12 protein-coding genes are annotated in these 13,471 nt (G+C 69.3%); 6 read left to right on the forward strand and 6 right to left on the reverse strand.

Translation table 11 applies throughout. The features are described 5' to 3' along the window. Window positions 1-106: 106 nt before the first annotated feature. From ACOCEP_RS35305 to ACOCEP_RS35315, 3 genes are read left to right on the forward strand one after another with little or no spacing between them, the layout of a single operon-like run. Window positions 107-907: an IclR family transcriptional regulator gene (locus tag ACOCEP_RS35305; RefSeq protein ID WP_482333846.1), complete on the forward strand. Its 801-nt coding sequence runs from the start codon at window positions 107-109 to the stop codon at window positions 905-907. A 9-nt stretch (window positions 908-916) separates the two neighbouring features. Continuing rightward, window positions 917-1,849: an AAA family ATPase gene (locus ACOCEP_RS35310; protein ID WP_478261802.1), complete on the forward strand. Its 933-nt coding sequence runs from the start codon at window positions 917-919 to the stop codon at window positions 1,847-1,849. Beyond that, window positions 1,846-3,534: a cobaltochelatase CobT-related protein gene (locus ACOCEP_RS35315; protein WP_482333847.1), complete on the forward strand. Its 1,689-nt coding sequence runs from the start codon at window positions 1,846-1,848 to the stop codon at window positions 3,532-3,534. The genes ACOCEP_RS35310 and ACOCEP_RS35315 overlap by 4 nt, the downstream gene beginning before the upstream one ends. 35 nt (window positions 3,535-3,569) lie before the next feature. Here ACOCEP_RS35315 and ACOCEP_RS35320 read toward each other — a convergent pair whose 3' ends face one another. After that, a complete protein-coding gene (locus ACOCEP_RS35320) occupies window positions 3,570-3,869 on the reverse strand; it encodes an antitoxin (RefSeq protein ID WP_482333848.1) in 300 nt (99 codons plus the stop codon). Between the two features lie 299 nt (window positions 3,870-4,168). Between ACOCEP_RS35320 and ACOCEP_RS35325 the strand changes: the two genes are divergently transcribed. Both ACOCEP_RS35325 and ACOCEP_RS35330 read left to right on the forward strand, forming a co-directional pair. Continuing rightward, a complete protein-coding gene (locus ACOCEP_RS35325; RefSeq protein ID WP_482333850.1) occupies window positions 4,169-4,804 on the forward strand; it encodes an OmpA family protein in 636 nt (211 codons plus the stop codon). Further along, window positions 4,801-6,030, forward strand: coding sequence for a polysaccharide pyruvyl transferase family protein (locus ACOCEP_RS35330; RefSeq protein ID WP_482333851.1), 1,230 nt, complete (start codon window positions 4,801-4,803; stop codon window positions 6,028-6,030). Before ACOCEP_RS35325 ends, ACOCEP_RS35330 begins: the two co-directional genes overlap by 4 nt. Before the next feature lie 243 nt (window positions 6,031-6,273). On the opposite strand, the gene ACOCEP_RS35335 is transcribed toward ACOCEP_RS35330, so the two are convergent. The 5 genes from ACOCEP_RS35335 to ald form a co-directional block, all read right to left on the reverse strand. Beyond that, complete coding sequence (locus tag ACOCEP_RS35335; protein ID WP_482333853.1) at window positions 6,274-7,713, reverse strand: sodium:solute symporter family protein; 1,440 nt, start codon at window positions 7,711-7,713, stop codon at window positions 6,274-6,276. Continuing rightward, on the reverse strand, window positions 7,713-7,925 hold the full coding sequence (locus ACOCEP_RS35340; RefSeq protein WP_482333855.1) for a DUF3311 domain-containing protein: 213 nt from the start codon (window positions 7,923-7,925) through the stop codon (window positions 7,713-7,715). Before ACOCEP_RS35340 ends, ACOCEP_RS35335 begins: the two co-directional genes overlap by 1 nt. Next, window positions 7,922-9,580, reverse strand: a complete 1,659-nt coding sequence (locus tag ACOCEP_RS35345; protein WP_482333857.1) for an amidohydrolase — start codon at window positions 9,578-9,580, stop codon at window positions 7,922-7,924. The genes ACOCEP_RS35340 and ACOCEP_RS35345 overlap by 4 nt, the downstream gene beginning before the upstream one ends. A gap of 93 nt (window positions 9,581-9,673) precedes the next feature. Beyond that, entirely contained in the window at window positions 9,674-11,134 is a 1,461-nt protein-coding gene (gene pdxR, locus ACOCEP_RS35350) for a MocR-like pyridoxine biosynthesis transcription factor PdxR (RefSeq protein ID WP_482333859.1), read from the reverse strand. A 65-nt stretch (window positions 11,135-11,199) separates the two neighbouring features. Beyond that, window positions 11,200-12,315, reverse strand: a complete 1,116-nt coding sequence (gene ald / locus ACOCEP_RS35355; RefSeq protein ID WP_482333860.1) for an alanine dehydrogenase — start codon at window positions 12,313-12,315, stop codon at window positions 11,200-11,202. A gap of 191 nt (window positions 12,316-12,506) precedes the next feature. Here ald and ACOCEP_RS35360 point away from each other — a divergent pair, with 191 nt between their 5' ends. Further along, window positions 12,507-13,217 carry a TSUP family transporter gene (locus ACOCEP_RS35360; protein WP_482333861.1) on the forward strand — a complete coding sequence of 237 codons (711 nt, stop codon included), beginning with the start codon at window positions 12,507-12,509 and terminating at the stop codon, window positions 13,215-13,217. Window positions 13,218-13,471: the final 254 nt, after the last annotated feature.

Genomic DNA, 13,471 nt, shown 5'->3' on the forward strand with positions numbered 1-13,471 from the left:
TACGTGGCGTTCCTGAAATCAGGATGCGACCGACGATAGGACGCGGATCGCCGAGCGTCAACGTCAGATCCTGGAAACCGAGACGCCATGTGCTACTTTTCGGAACATGGAGCTGCTTCGCGAACCCGATCCGATCAACGGGGACACGCCGACCATGCGGCTGTTCTCCCTGCTCGAGCTGATCGCCGCCAAGGACCAGCTGGTCTCCCTGCAGGGGCTCGTCGAGGAGACCGGCCTGCCGAAACCGACGCTGCACCGCATGCTGCAGCAGCTCGAAGGGGCCGGCCTGCTGGTCCGCCAGGCCGACGGACGCCACTACGGCACCGGCCACCGGCTGCGACGGCTCGCGGAGAACCTGCTCCTCAACGCGACCCACCACGGCGCCCGGCACGCCGTCCTGCGCCACCTCGTCGACGAACTCGGCGAGAGCTGCAACGTGACCACGTTGTCGGGCAACGAGATCGTCTACCTCGACCGGGTGGAGACACCGGAACCGCTGCGGTTCTATCTCCGGCCCGGCTCACGAGTGCCGATCCACTGTTCGGCCAGCGGCAAGATGATCCTCGCGCAGATGAGCCCGGCCCAGCGGCGGAAACTGCTCGCGCACGCGCCGCTCAAGCAGTACACGAACAAGACCCTCACCGACCTCGACGCGCTCGAAGCCGAGTTCACCCGCATCCGCCGCGACGGTTTCGCGCTCGACGACGAGGAGTTCCTGCCCGGCTTGGTGTGCGTCGCGGTCCTCGTGCCGGGACGCGCCAACCTCTGCGTCGCCGTGCAGGCGCCCGTCATGCGGCTGACACCGGACAAGGCGCTGCAGACGCTCCCCGCGTTGCAGCGCGCGGCCGAAGCGATCAGCCGCGTCGACGCCGAGGGCGGGTCCGAACCGGAAAGTGTTCCTTCGTAAGGAGTTCTCATGGTCCCCGAGCTACGGCTCCCGGTACGCGAAGTCTTCGGCATCGATTCGGATCTCGTCGTCGGCGCGTTCCGCGAGCGCGGCGAGCACGTCCCCGAGATCGACGAGGCGTACCGCTTCAACCCGGACGTGACGCTGGCGCTGCTCGCCGGCTTCACCCGTGATCGCCGGGTGCTGGTGCAGGGCCTGCACGGCACCGGGAAATCGACCCATATCGAGCAGGTGGCCGCACGGCTCAACTGGCCGTGCGTGCGCGTCAACCTGGACGGTCACCTCAACCGCCTCGACCTCGTCGGCCGCGACGCCGTCGTACTGCGCGAAGGCAAGCAGGTCACCGAGTTCCAGGAGGGCATCCTCCCGTGGGCGCTGCAGCGGCCGGTCGCGCTGGTGCTCGACGAGTACGACGCCGGCCGCCCGGACGTCATGTTCGTCCTCCAGCGGGTGCTCGAACGCGACGGCAAGTTCACCCTCACCGATCAGAACCGGGTGCTGCGACCGCATCCGTCCTTCCGGTTGTTCGCCACCGCCAACACGGTCGGACTGGGCAACCTCAATGGGCTCTATCACGGCGCACAGCGGCTGAACCACGCGCAGATCGACCGCTGGAACATCGTGGCGTCGCTGAACTACCTGCCCGCCGCCGAGGAGATCGCGATCGTGCGAGCGCGGGTCCCCGGTGTCTCCGAGTCGCTGGCGGCGTCGCTGGTCGCGGTGGCCGCCTTGACCCGCAAGGGTTTCCAGGCCGGTGACCTGTCCACCCTGATGTCCCCGCGCACCGTCATCACCTGGGCGGAGAACATCGAGATCTTCGGTGATCCGGCGACGGCGTTCCGGCTGTCCTTCGTGAACAAATGCGACGAAGCCGAGCGGGACCTGGTGGCGGAATACTTCCAGCGCTGCTTCGACGACGAGCTCCACCTGCTCTCGGCATGACCACGGGGCAGGCGGAAACCCGGCGCCGCAACCAGGTCGAGGAGCTGTGCGCGGCCGCGATCCGGGCACTCACCGGCGACCCCGCGCTCCACTTCCGGGCACGGCGCCTGCGCCGCGGCCGCGAACCGCTGCCCCTGCACGCACCACATCTCCGCCACTCCGCCGACGACGACCTGCTGTCGTCCCGCGGGATCGCGGACGGGATGGCACTGCGCCTGACGTCCTCCGACGCCGCACTGCACCGGAACCTGTGCCCACCCGACCCGGCCGAACGCGGGATCTTCGAGCTGCTGGAACAGTTCCGCGTCGAGTCGCTCCCACCCGCCGACCTGCCGGGAATGCGACGGAACCTGCGGCTGCGGCATCTGCGCTGGTCGCTGGAGTTCCACCGGTCCGGGCTGACCGAGACCGCGCGTGGTCTGCTGCTGTACACCGTCGCGCAGGTCTGCCGGTCGCGGATCACCGGCGAACCGGTGGTCGAGGAGACCGAGGATCTCATCGAGGCGACCAGATTCGCGCTGGCGCCTTCGCTCGGTCACGACCTCGCCGGGCTTCGGCGGCACCGGACGGACCAGAAGGCGTTCGCCGGACACGCGCTGGCGATCGCCCGGACGACCGGTGGCCTGCTCGCCGGGACCGAGCAGGACGCCGAGAGCGAGGGTGATCCCACCGATCCGCGGTTCAGCCTGGTGATCGACTTCGACGCGAGCCACGGTGAACAGATTCCGATCGCGACCGCGGGCACCAGCCGGACCTTGGGCGAATCCGGTGCGGCATACCGGGTTTTCACCACGGCGTACGACCGTGAACGGCGTGCGTCGGACCTGGTCCGCCCCGGACTGCTGGCCGAACTCCGCGAACGGCTGGACCGGCGTGTCGGCAGGCAGGGTGTCGGTCCGGGGCGGCTGGCACGCGACCTCAAGGCGGTGCTGGCCGAGCCCGCTCGCGACGGCTGGGACGGCGACCAGGAGGAAGGTCACCTCGACGGCCGCACCCTGGCGCGGCTGATCAGCTCCCCCACCGAACGCCGGATCTTCTGCACCGAACGGATCGAACCGGTGGCGAACACCCTCGTGACGTTCCTGATCGACTGCTCGGGTTCGATGACCGCGCACGCGGAACCCGTCGCCGCGCTGGCCGATCTTTTCGCGCGCTCGATCGAACTCGCCGGCGCCACCTGCGAGGTACTCGGCTTCACGACCGGCGCCTGGAACGGCGGCGGACCCGGGCGGGAGTGGAGGCGAGCGGGACGGCCGCGCCATCCCGGCAGGCTCAACGAACGCCTGCACCTCGTGTTCAAGGACGCCGAAACCCCGTGGCGGCGGGCGCGCCCGGACCTCGCGGCGCTGCTGAAGGCCGATCTGTTCCGGGAAGGGATCGACGGCGAGGCGGTGGCCTGGGCCTGCGACCGGATGCGCGCGCGAACGGAGTCCCGCCGGATCCTGCTCGTCGTGTCCGACGGAAGCCCCATGGACGGCGCGACGAGCCTGGCGAACGACCCGCACTACCTGGATGAGCATCTGCGAGAAACGGTGCTGCGAGAGGAGAACACCGTCGAGATCCGCGGGATCGGCGTGGGGTTCGACCTCAGCCCGTTCTACCGCCGTTCCCGGGTTCTCGACACCTCGGTCACGTCCGGGTACGCACCGTTCCGGGACGTCCTCGGACTGCTTTCCCAGGGGTGAACGCCGCCGGCTCCCTTCCCTGAGCCGTAGGCGGCTCAGCGGCCGTAGCCACCCTCTTCGCCGCTGTTCCCGCCGAACTCGGCGCGCTGGCCTTGGTCACCGCCGTATTCGTTGCCCGCCTGACCGCCGGGTGCCTCGTTACCGAATCCGCCACCCTGCTGTTGCTCTTCGTTCCGCTGTTCGCCACCGGACTCACCGAGGAAACCCTTGGCCTTGTCCGCGGCCGAGTCGATCTTGTCGGAGTGTTCACCGAAGCGGGATTTCGCGAAATCGGCGGCCTTGTCGACGTGCTCCCCGCTCACCTTGTTCTTCATGCCTTCGAAGTCGATACCCACGAGAACTCCTCACTGGTTCCGATACGCCGACGACCGGCGCACACGTCCATCAAAGTCCATTCGCCGAGTGCGGCAACTTGAACGCGACGGATGGGTGAGTCGGCGAGTTCTCCTTTCCAGACAGGGAAAACCTCCTGGGCCACGACGCGGGCCCGAAGACGATGGTCGCTCACTCGGGTGGACTTGCCGACCGTTCGTGACCATACGAGTGCGGCCCACGAGTCCGTCACGACAAAGGTTTTCCTGGTCGACGCGTTTTCTCCGCATCGCGGCCGCGACACGGTCGAAGCCGGTCACCCGTGATCGCAATTGGCGCTTTTAGCCCGTTCGTGTTCGTATCCCTGGGGTCAGCCAATGCGGACACGGCCAAAGGGAGTTCGAACTTCATGCGCAGGAAAATTGCCCGGACGGTAACGGGCGTCGCGATCGTGGCCGGCCTGGTCACCGCGTGCGGATCCGAGGGCGAAAACGGTGCGGCCGGGACATCTGGCGCGAACGGAACCGCTTCGAGCGCGGCCGCCGCGTCGTCGTCCGGCACCGGTGCCCCGGCTTCCTCGGGAGCGGGCACCGGGGACGCCGGTCAGGCCGGCGGTGAGGCGGCGCAGAAGGTGACCGCGGCGATCCAGCAGGCGCTCCAGCAGTCACCGATCACCTTCACCACGGAAAGCGCCGAACTGACCGAAAAGAGCAAGACGGCACTCGGCGAAATCGCCAAGGCCATGCAGGGCAACGACGTCAAGATCACCGTCGCCACCCATGCGGGCTACCCCGACGCGGAAAAGTCCAAGGCGCTTTCGGAAAAGCGCGCCGAGGCGATCGCCACCGCCCTGGAAGGCGCCGGCGTGGCCAAGGACCGTGTCAAGACCGAAGCGACCGGCAACGAGAAGGCGCAGGGCGATCAGGCGTTGGACACGCAGATCACCGTCGCGCAGTGACCTTCGACGGAAGCGCGGGTGGGCGGAGCGATCCGCCCACCCGCGCTTGTCATTATCTGATCGGCCCGAGCGGTTTTCCCAACTACGGCGACGAACTGATCGCGGCGACGTGGCTGCGTCATCTGGCGCGGATCGATCCGGAGGCCGACGTCTGGCTCGACACCCATTCGCCGGGACCCGCGCGAGTGCTCTTGGACGGGCTGCATCCGCGCCTCCGCTGCACGGACACCCTGTGGCGGCTGTGCGGTGAGGCGCCGTCGGACGATCCGTGGGAGGTGGCGCGCTGGGTGCAGTCGGCGGTGGACGACCCCGGGCTCGCGCCGCGATGGGACGCGGGTATCGACCTCCTCGGCCGGACCGACGTGGTGCACCTGATCGGCGGCGGCTACCTCAACGCGTTGTGGCCACGGCATATCGGGCTGATCGCGGGCGCCGCGGCCGCCGCGCGGCGATCGGGTGCGCGCACGGCCATGACCGGGCAGGGCCTGACACCGTTCCCGCCCGGCGCCACCGACCTCCTCCGGTCGCTCACCGACCGGTTCGACGTCGTCGACGTCCGCGACGACCCGTCGGCGGAACTGCTTCCCGGGGCCGTCCGGACCTGCGACGACGTCTTCCTGGAACCGCCCGGACCCAGACCCGCCACGCAGGCGCGCGAATTCGTCCTGTGCGTGCAGTCCGACATCGGTGCCTTCGAGCCGTCCGTACTGGCCGCCCAGGTGCTGGGTTTGGTGCGGGCGTGGGAGATCCACCCCGAGCAGCTCGCCGTCGTCGAGGGGATCCCCCGGGTCGACCGCGCCGTACCGGCGCTGCTGGAGCACGAACTCGCCGGCGCGGAATTCCATCCGTTCCGCGACATCTGGCGCCACGGTCCGCCGATGGCGCCCGGGCAGACCTGGATCTCCAGCCGGTATCACCTGCACCTCGTCGCCGCGGCGGCGGGCGCGACCGGCCTCGCGATGAGCGTGACGCACGGGTACTACACGACCAAACACCGCAGCCTGATCGACCTGGGCTCGGGCTGGACTCCGTACGACGCCGAGACGGGCGGGACGCCGGACCCGCCGACCGGTACCGGCTTCCCGCCCTCGGTCGTGCGGCGGTGCCGCGAGTTGAAACTCTCGGTCGCGAAGGCGGTGTACGGAGAGCGGGTGCCCGAGGAAGCCGCCGCACCTCCCCCGGCGCGGCGCCTCGCCCTGCGCTCGTGGCGAACCCGGTCGAGCTAGCCGGATGATGCGTGTCTGAAGCCGTAACTCGCGTGATTGGAGCCGTAACTCGCGTGATTGGAGCCGTATTTCGCGTGATTGGAGCCGTAACTCGCGTGATTCCGAGCGGATGACACGCGGGCCGAGAGTTACGCCTCTGATCACGCGAGTTACGCCTTTAATCACGCGAGTTACGCCTCTGATCACGCGAGTTACGCCTTCAATCACGCGAGTTACGCCTCTGATCACGCGTGATCGCTCGTCTCATCGGCTGAGCGACGGCACCGCCTCCGGGTCTGTAGCGCTGTCGGCCGACTTCGCCACCGGGGTCCGCGCCTTGTCCGGCGCCGCCAGGCTCCAGATCGCCACCACGGCCAGGTTCACCACGAGTGACACCAGCCCGGCGTTGAAACCGCCGAACGTCGCACCGGTGACGTACAGGGCGATCGCGGTGAGCACTCCGACGACCATCCCGGCCGCCACCGCGGCCGTCCGCACCCGGCGCACGAACAGGATCGCGAGCCAGCCGGGGACGACCTGGGCGAGCAGGTTGTACGTCAGGTTCAGGATGGTGAGCATCAACGTCGACGCGACGAGGGTCAGTACCGCCGCCAGCACCAGGAAACTGGCCACCGCGACGACCGTCCACCGCCGTTGGGCCGCGGCCGGGACGTTCGGCGCGAGGTTGCGGCAGACCATGCCGCCGATGGTGAGCGCGGTCGCGGCGAGCACCAGCACGCCCGACAGCGCCGCGCCGGCGGCGACGAGACCCAGCAGCCAGTCGGGCAGCAAACCCTTGGCCGTCACCATGAACACCGTGTTCGGGTTCTCCAGGTCCGGATGCGCACGCACGCCGTAATAGGCGGCCAGCACCAGGAACGGGTAGATCAGCATGTACATCGGCATCCACACGGTCGAACTCTTCACCGCGCGTTCGGACCGGGCCGGGAACACGTAGGCGCCACCGAAACCGAGGTAGAACACGATGCTCTGGAAGAGGATCGTCGTCATCGCGAACGTGAGTTCCGAGCCGCCCATGGTGGTCTGCGCCGCGCTCAGCACCTCGGGTCCGCTGACCTTCGCGGTGCCGCCGGCGGCGATCACGACGGCCACCCCGACGAGCACGACGCCGAGCAGCATGAAGAAATCCTTGAGGATCGAGACGAAAGCGGGCGACCTCACCCCGGAGACGGCGATGTAGACGAACGCGACGATGCCGGCCAGCACCACGCACTGCACGGGATCCAGCCGCAACCCCAGGTTGCTCAGCACCACCTGGAGACCGATGAACTGGTACTGCCCCCACGGGACCAGCGCGATCAGCATCGTGACGCAGGTGATCAGCTCCAGCCGCCTGCTGCCGAAATGCCGTCCGAACACGTCGGGCACGGTCATCGCGTCGTACCGTTTCGCCGCCCGCCACACCAGCGGCGCCAGGAAGTAGCCCAGCGAGTACGCGAGCAGGATGTAGCCGAGGAACCAGATCCCGTAGCTCGCGCCGTGCGCGTAGATACCGCTGGGGAAGCCGATCATCGTCCCGATGCTGTACACCTCGCCGACCGCGAGGAAGTACACCAGCCACGCCGGGAACGACCGGCCGCCGACGAGGAATTCCGAGATCCCGCCACCGCGTGCCGACCGCCCCGCCCACACCGCGAGCCCGATCGAACCCGCCATCACCACCGCCACGATCGCGATCAGCATCAGTCGTCCTCCGGGTAGTGGGCGCGGTCGAAGAAACGCCAGCTGATCCACAGGCACAGGGAGGTCAGCGGGCAGCAGCAGAACACCCAGAAGAACAGCACCGGGATGCCCAGTACCGATGCCGTCGATCCGGAGAGCAGCAGAATCCCGGCCAGCAGGGCGAAAGCGGGAACAAACAGTCCTATGAGGACACTCGGCCAGCTGCGGATCATCGTCGTGCCCCCGTCGTCTCGCGCCGCCAGACGACCTCGCCGCCGCTGACGGTGGCGTCCACGGTCAGCTCGCGGATCCGGTCCGGGTCGATCGTGGTGGGGTCACCGGAGAGCACCGCGAGATCGGCGAGCTTCCCGGTCTCCAGACTGCCCTTGACGTCCTCCTCCCCCGCCAGGTACGCGGCGTCGATCGTGTAGCCGCGCAGCGCGGCGTCGACGTCCACGGCCTGTTCCGGGCCGAGCACCTTGCCCTGCCTGGTGATCCGGCGTACCGCGCACCAGATCCCTTCCAGCGGCGGCACCGGGGTCACCGGGGTGTCCGAATGCAGTCCGAAATGGATTCCGCGCGACCGGGCCGAAACCAGCGGGCTGATCCGGCGCGCCCGCTCCGGGCCCAGGAAGACGTCACGGTGCCGGTCTCCCCAGTAGTAGACGTGTTTGACGAAGAACGACGCGAGGACGTCGTGGGCGGCCATCCGGTCCAGCTGGTCTTCGCGCACCGTCTGGCAGTGTTCGATCCGGTGCCGCCTGCCGGTGCCGCGCGGCGAGCCCAGCCGCGAGTAGCCGTCGATGATCGCGTCGATCGCCGCGTCCCCGTTGCCGTGCACGGCGACCTGCCAGCCCGCGGCGTCGAGCGCGGCGATCCGGCGGCCGAGGTCGGCCGGTTCGAGCAGCATCATGCCGTGTTCGTCCGGGTCGCAGGTGTAGCCCTCCGCGAGACATCCGGTCTTGCCCTGGATCGACCCGTCCGCCACGATCTTGACGCCGGTCATCGCGAACTTGTCGTCCACCTGGGCTTCCGGCGATTCCGGGTGGCCCTCGCCGAGACCGGGAAGCAGGCCGTCGAACAGGTAGCCACGCACCCGGACGCGCAGCTTCCCGGCCCGCCTCAGCAGCGAGTACGCCTCCAGCTCAGCCGCTCCGCCGATGAGGCCGATCCCGGTGTCGTGCACGGACGTCACGCCGTTGGCGAGGTACTCCTCGTCCGCCAGCAGCAGGGCTTCGGCCAGTTCGCCCGCGCTCTGCCCCGGGAGCCGGGACGTGACGAGGAAGGCCGCCGTCTCGACGAGCACGCCGGTCGGCTCGCCCCTGGCGTCGCGCACGATGAGCCCGCCAGGCGGATCCGGGGTCTCGGCGGTGATCCCGACTTCGCGCAGGGCGAGCGAGTTCGCGGTGCAGAAGTGCCCGGAAACGTGGGTCAGGACCACGGGATTGCGACCGGAGACGGGATCGAGGTCCGCGCGTGTCGGATGACGGCCGTCCGCGAGCAGTGTGTCGTCGTACCGGAAACCGCGGATCCACTCCCCCGGCCCGAGATCCTTGGCCGCCTGCGCGACCCGGCCGGCGATGTCGGCGATGGTGTCGTTGGGCGGGCTGCCGGCGTCGACCGGCGCGGCCAGTGTCATCCCGAAGAACGCCGGATGGTTGTGGGACTCGACGAAGCCGGGGATCACCGTGCGCTCCGCCAGGTCGAGCACGGTGGTCTCCGGGCCGATCAGCCGCGAGATCTCCCGTTCGGAACCGAGCGCGGTGATCCGCCCGCCGGTCGCGGCCAGCGCGCGGACCCGTCTCCCCGCCGCGTCCAGGGTGAGAACGGTACCGCCGAGCGCGACGAAATCGGCTGCACGCTGGGGATCTTCTCGAAGGAACTCCACACAGGCCTCCCGGGGCTCACGAGGGATCCCCAGACAGTGCGACACATCTGGCCGTCTGAACAGGTCCAGAACGCGCCGCCGCGGTGGTACCAGTTACGCGATCAGGTCGCGGCAGGCCTCGCCGAGCAAGCGGATACCAGGGTCGATGTCACGCAACGGGACCGCCGCGAAGCCGATCCGGAAGTGGTTCCGCGGCGGGTCTTCCCCGACGAAGAAGATGTCGCCCGGCTCGATCAGGACGCCGTCGCGCTCGGCGCGTTCGATCAGCGCCCGGCAGTCCAGTTCGGACGGCCCGGTCATCCAGAGACTGACCCCGCCCGGCGGATACGCCGTCTGCGTCCACGGCAGATGTTCGGTGACCGCGGCGCAGGTCGCCTCCCATTTCCGCATCAGTTTCGTGCGATAGCGGCGCAGGGACCGGTGATACTCGCCGCTGTCGATGAGCAGCGCCAGCGCCCGCTGGAGGTGACCGGGCGGGTGCCGCAGCACGTACCGCCGGATCTCCCGCAGCTCCCGTACCAGCTCGCGCGGCCCGACCAGATACCCCAGCCGCAATCCGGGTGAGAGGAACTTGGAGAAGGTGCCGAGGTAGATCGCGTCACCGGTGCCGTCGAGCGCCTTGAGCGCGGGCGTGGGGCTGCCGTGGTACCGGAATTCGCTGTCGTAGTCGTCCTCGACGAGGACCGTGCCCGCACTCGCGGCGAGACCGAGCAGCCGACGGCGGCGGCCGATGCTCAACGTCGCGTTCGTCGGGTGGTGGTGGCTCGGGGTGAGATAGAGCAGGTCGACGCCGTCGAGGGTGTCCGGTGGGCGCAGGCCGCTCTGGTCGACGTCGACGCCACGCAGCCCGGCGCCGGTGCGCAGGAAGATGTGCCGGGCGTCGAGGTATCCCGGGTTCTCCATCGCCACGACACTGTCCGAGCCGAGCAGCGCGCGGCCGAGCAGGTCGAGCCCCTGCTGAGAACCGACGGTGATCAGCACCTCGGACGGGTCGGCCTCGATACCCCGCGCGGTGAGCAGCTGGCGGCAGATGAGGTCGACCAGCATCGGGTCGTCCGAGCCGACGCTGTCCTGCAGGCTCGGGAACACGTGCGGCCGGTACAGCGCGTCGCGCAGGCAACGGGTCCACGACCGCGCCGGGAACGCGGAGACGTCGACCTGGCCGGCGAGGAACGGGTACGGATAGGTGTGCCAGTCCGGGCGTTTCTCGATATGCGGCACCCCGGCGTCCGGGTACCGGCGCACCCGCGCGCTCCAGTCGATGGCCGGGGTGGTGCCGCGCTCCTGCACCGCGCAATGCGGCCGCATCTCCGCGTTGATGAACAGCCCGCTGCGCTCCCGGCTCTCCACGAACCCCTCGGCGACCAGCTCCTGGTAGGCGAGATTGATGGTGTTGCGGGAAACGCTCAGTTCGGCGGCCAGCTCACGCGAGCTCGGCAGCCGGTGCGCCGGGTCGAAGGTGCCGATCGCGATGCCGTGCTCGATGGCGCGCCGCACCTGCCGGTAGAGCGGCTCGGCGGACGTCCGGTCGATTTCGATCAACGTTCGCGGCAACGGCACCTCCCTTCCGGCGACGGGGCCGGGATCTGAACCTAGCTCCACATCCCGGCCCGCACCACCTAGCCGAGCACGTCGTCGAGCGAAACGGAGCCGATTCCGAGTGCCTCGCCGACCGGCGCGGACGTCAGCCGCCCGTCCACCGTGCTGACGCCGCCGCGCAGCTCCGGGCATCGCGCGAGGGCACCGGAGAGACCGTTGTTCGCCAGCTCCAGCGCGTACGGCAGCGTGACGTTCGTCAGCGCGTACGTCGAGGTGTGCGGGACGGCGCCGGGCATGTTGGCGACGCAGTAGAACACCGAGTCGTGCACGGCGAACGTCGGTTCCGCGTGCGTAGTCGGCCGGGTGTCCTCGAAGCAGCCTCCCTGGTCGACGGAGATGTCGACGAGCACGCTGCCCGGCTTCATCCTCGACACGAGCTCGTTCGAGACCAGGCTCGGCGCCTTGGCTCCGGGCACGAGCACCGCGCCGATCACGAGGTCGGCCTCGAGTACGGCCTCCTCGATCGAGTACGCGTTGGCCGCCGCGGTGCGGATCCGGCCCTGGTACATCCGGTCGGCTGCGCGCAGCTTGTCGACGTTCTTGTCGAACAGGACGACGTCGGCCCAGGTCCCGGCCGCGCCGGCGACCGCGTTCATCCCCGCGACACCGGCGCCGAGGACGACCACCCGCGCCGGGGCCACCCCGGAGACGCCGCCGATGAGCACCCCTCGCCCGCCGTTGGCGCGCATCAGCGTTTGCGCGCCGACCTGCGGGGCCAGCCTTCCGGCGACCTCGCTCATCGGGAACAGCAGGGGCAGTGAACCGTTCGGCAGCTGGACCGTCTCGTAGGCCACCGACGTCGTGCCCGCGTCCAGCAGTGCCCGCGTGCACGGCTCGCTCGCGGCGAGGTGCAGGTACGTGAACAGCAACTGGTCGCGGCGCAGGCGGTGGTACTCCTCCGCGATCGGCTCCTTGACCTTGAGCACGAGGTCTCCGGTCGCCCAGACGTCGTCGGCGCTGTCGAGCACCTTCGCCCCGGCCGCGGCGTAGTCCTCGTCGCGCACGGAGGACCCTTCGCCCGCTCCGCGCTCGACGAACACCTCGTGCCCGGCCGAAGTGAACTCGTGCACGCCCGCCGGCGTCACCGCGACCCGGTACTCGTGGTTCTTGACTTCACGAGGGACACCGATCTTCATCTCACGCTCCCGTCTGTTCCAAAAGGCAATGACGCTGAGCGTGCGGTACGGCTGGAACGGCCAGAAGTGCCAGAACCCGCACGATCGACGGGTCCAGTTGGCCGATCGACCGTCCGCTCATAGCGTCGGGCTATGACGTCTTCACCAAGCGACGGCTACCGCCGCGATGGCGTCGGCTCCACAATGGACCGGTGGGAACCCTGGCCATGACCTCGCTCGCGGCGGCGGCCGGGGTCGTCGCCCAGCGCCTTTCCGGGATGGGGCTTTCCCTGCTGTGCGTACCGTTTCTCGCGCTGGCGCTGGGCCCGCTCGACGCCGTCCGGCTCACCCTGCTGCTCGGCTTCCCGGTCTACCTGGCGGTCGCGATCACGCATTGGCGGGCGATCAGGTGGACGCAGGTCGCGTGGCTCACGGTCCCCGCGGTGGTCTTCACCCCGGTCGTCGCGTTCGTGGTGCGCGGTGTTCCCGCACGTCCGCTGCTGCTCGCCGCGGGAGGCTGCTGTGTCCTCGCGGTCGGCATCCTGGCGAGCGGCATCACCAGCAGACGGCTGGCGGGCCGGACGGGCGCTGTCGGCGCGGGGGTGGTGAGCGCGGCGATGAACTCCGTCGCCGGGCTGTCCGGTCCCGCCGTGGCGGTGTACGGGGCGAGCGCGGGCTGGGGTGCGGACGAGACACGCGGGACGCTGTCGATCTACTTCTTCCTGCTCGGGGTGGTGGCGCTGCCCAGCCTCGGCTGGGTGGAGGCGCCTCTGAGCGTGCTCCTCGCGGTCGCGCTCGCCGCACTCGCGGGCGATCTTCTGGGCCGGGTGCTGAGCCGCCGGGTCGGTGAACGGTCCGTCCGCTGGTCCGTTCTGGTGCTTTCGGCGGCGGGTGGCGCGCTGACGCTGGCGCACGCGGCCTGAGGCTCGGCTCGTGACCGCGTGGCGACCATGTCGCGAAAGCCACTTTCGCGACGTCTGATGTCCCGAAAGTGGCTTTCGCGACACGTCTCGGCCGGGGAGCCACTCACGACCATCGCTGACATCCGTGAAGGGCCCCTTCACTACCCTCAGGGTAGGTATGGAGGCCTTCACGGACTCGCGATCGCCATCCGCGGCCTCAGCGATAACACCAGTCTCAGCAGCCACAGCGGCGGCGCGTGAAGGCCTCCTTCCCT

It is taken from the genome of Amycolatopsis sp. CA-211722 (genome assembly GCF_056828465.1).

What these genes read in the sequence shown, in the direction of transcription:
- ACOCEP_RS35305 (WP_482333846.1), top strand. Translation starts at nt 107, where the DNA reads ATGGAGCTGCTTCGCGAACCCGATCCGATCAACGGGGACACGCCGACC.
- ACOCEP_RS35315 (WP_482333847.1), top strand. Translation starts at nt 1,846, where the DNA reads ATGACCACGGGGCAGGCGGAAACCCGGCGCCGCAACCAGGTCGAGGAG.
- ACOCEP_RS35340 (WP_482333855.1), bottom strand. Translation starts at nt 7,925, where the DNA reads ATGATCCGCAGCTGGCCGAGTGTCCTCATAGGACTGTTTGTTCCCGCT.
- ald (WP_482333860.1), bottom strand. Translation starts at nt 12,315, where the DNA reads ATGAAGATCGGTGTCCCTCGTGAAGTCAAGAACCACGAGTACCGGGTC.
- ACOCEP_RS35335 (WP_482333853.1), bottom strand. Translation starts at nt 7,713, where the DNA reads ATGCTGATCGCGATCGTGGCGGTGGTGATGGCGGGTTCGATCGGGCTC.
- ACOCEP_RS35310 (WP_478261802.1), top strand. Translation starts at nt 917, where the DNA reads ATGGTCCCCGAGCTACGGCTCCCGGTACGCGAAGTCTTCGGCATCGAT.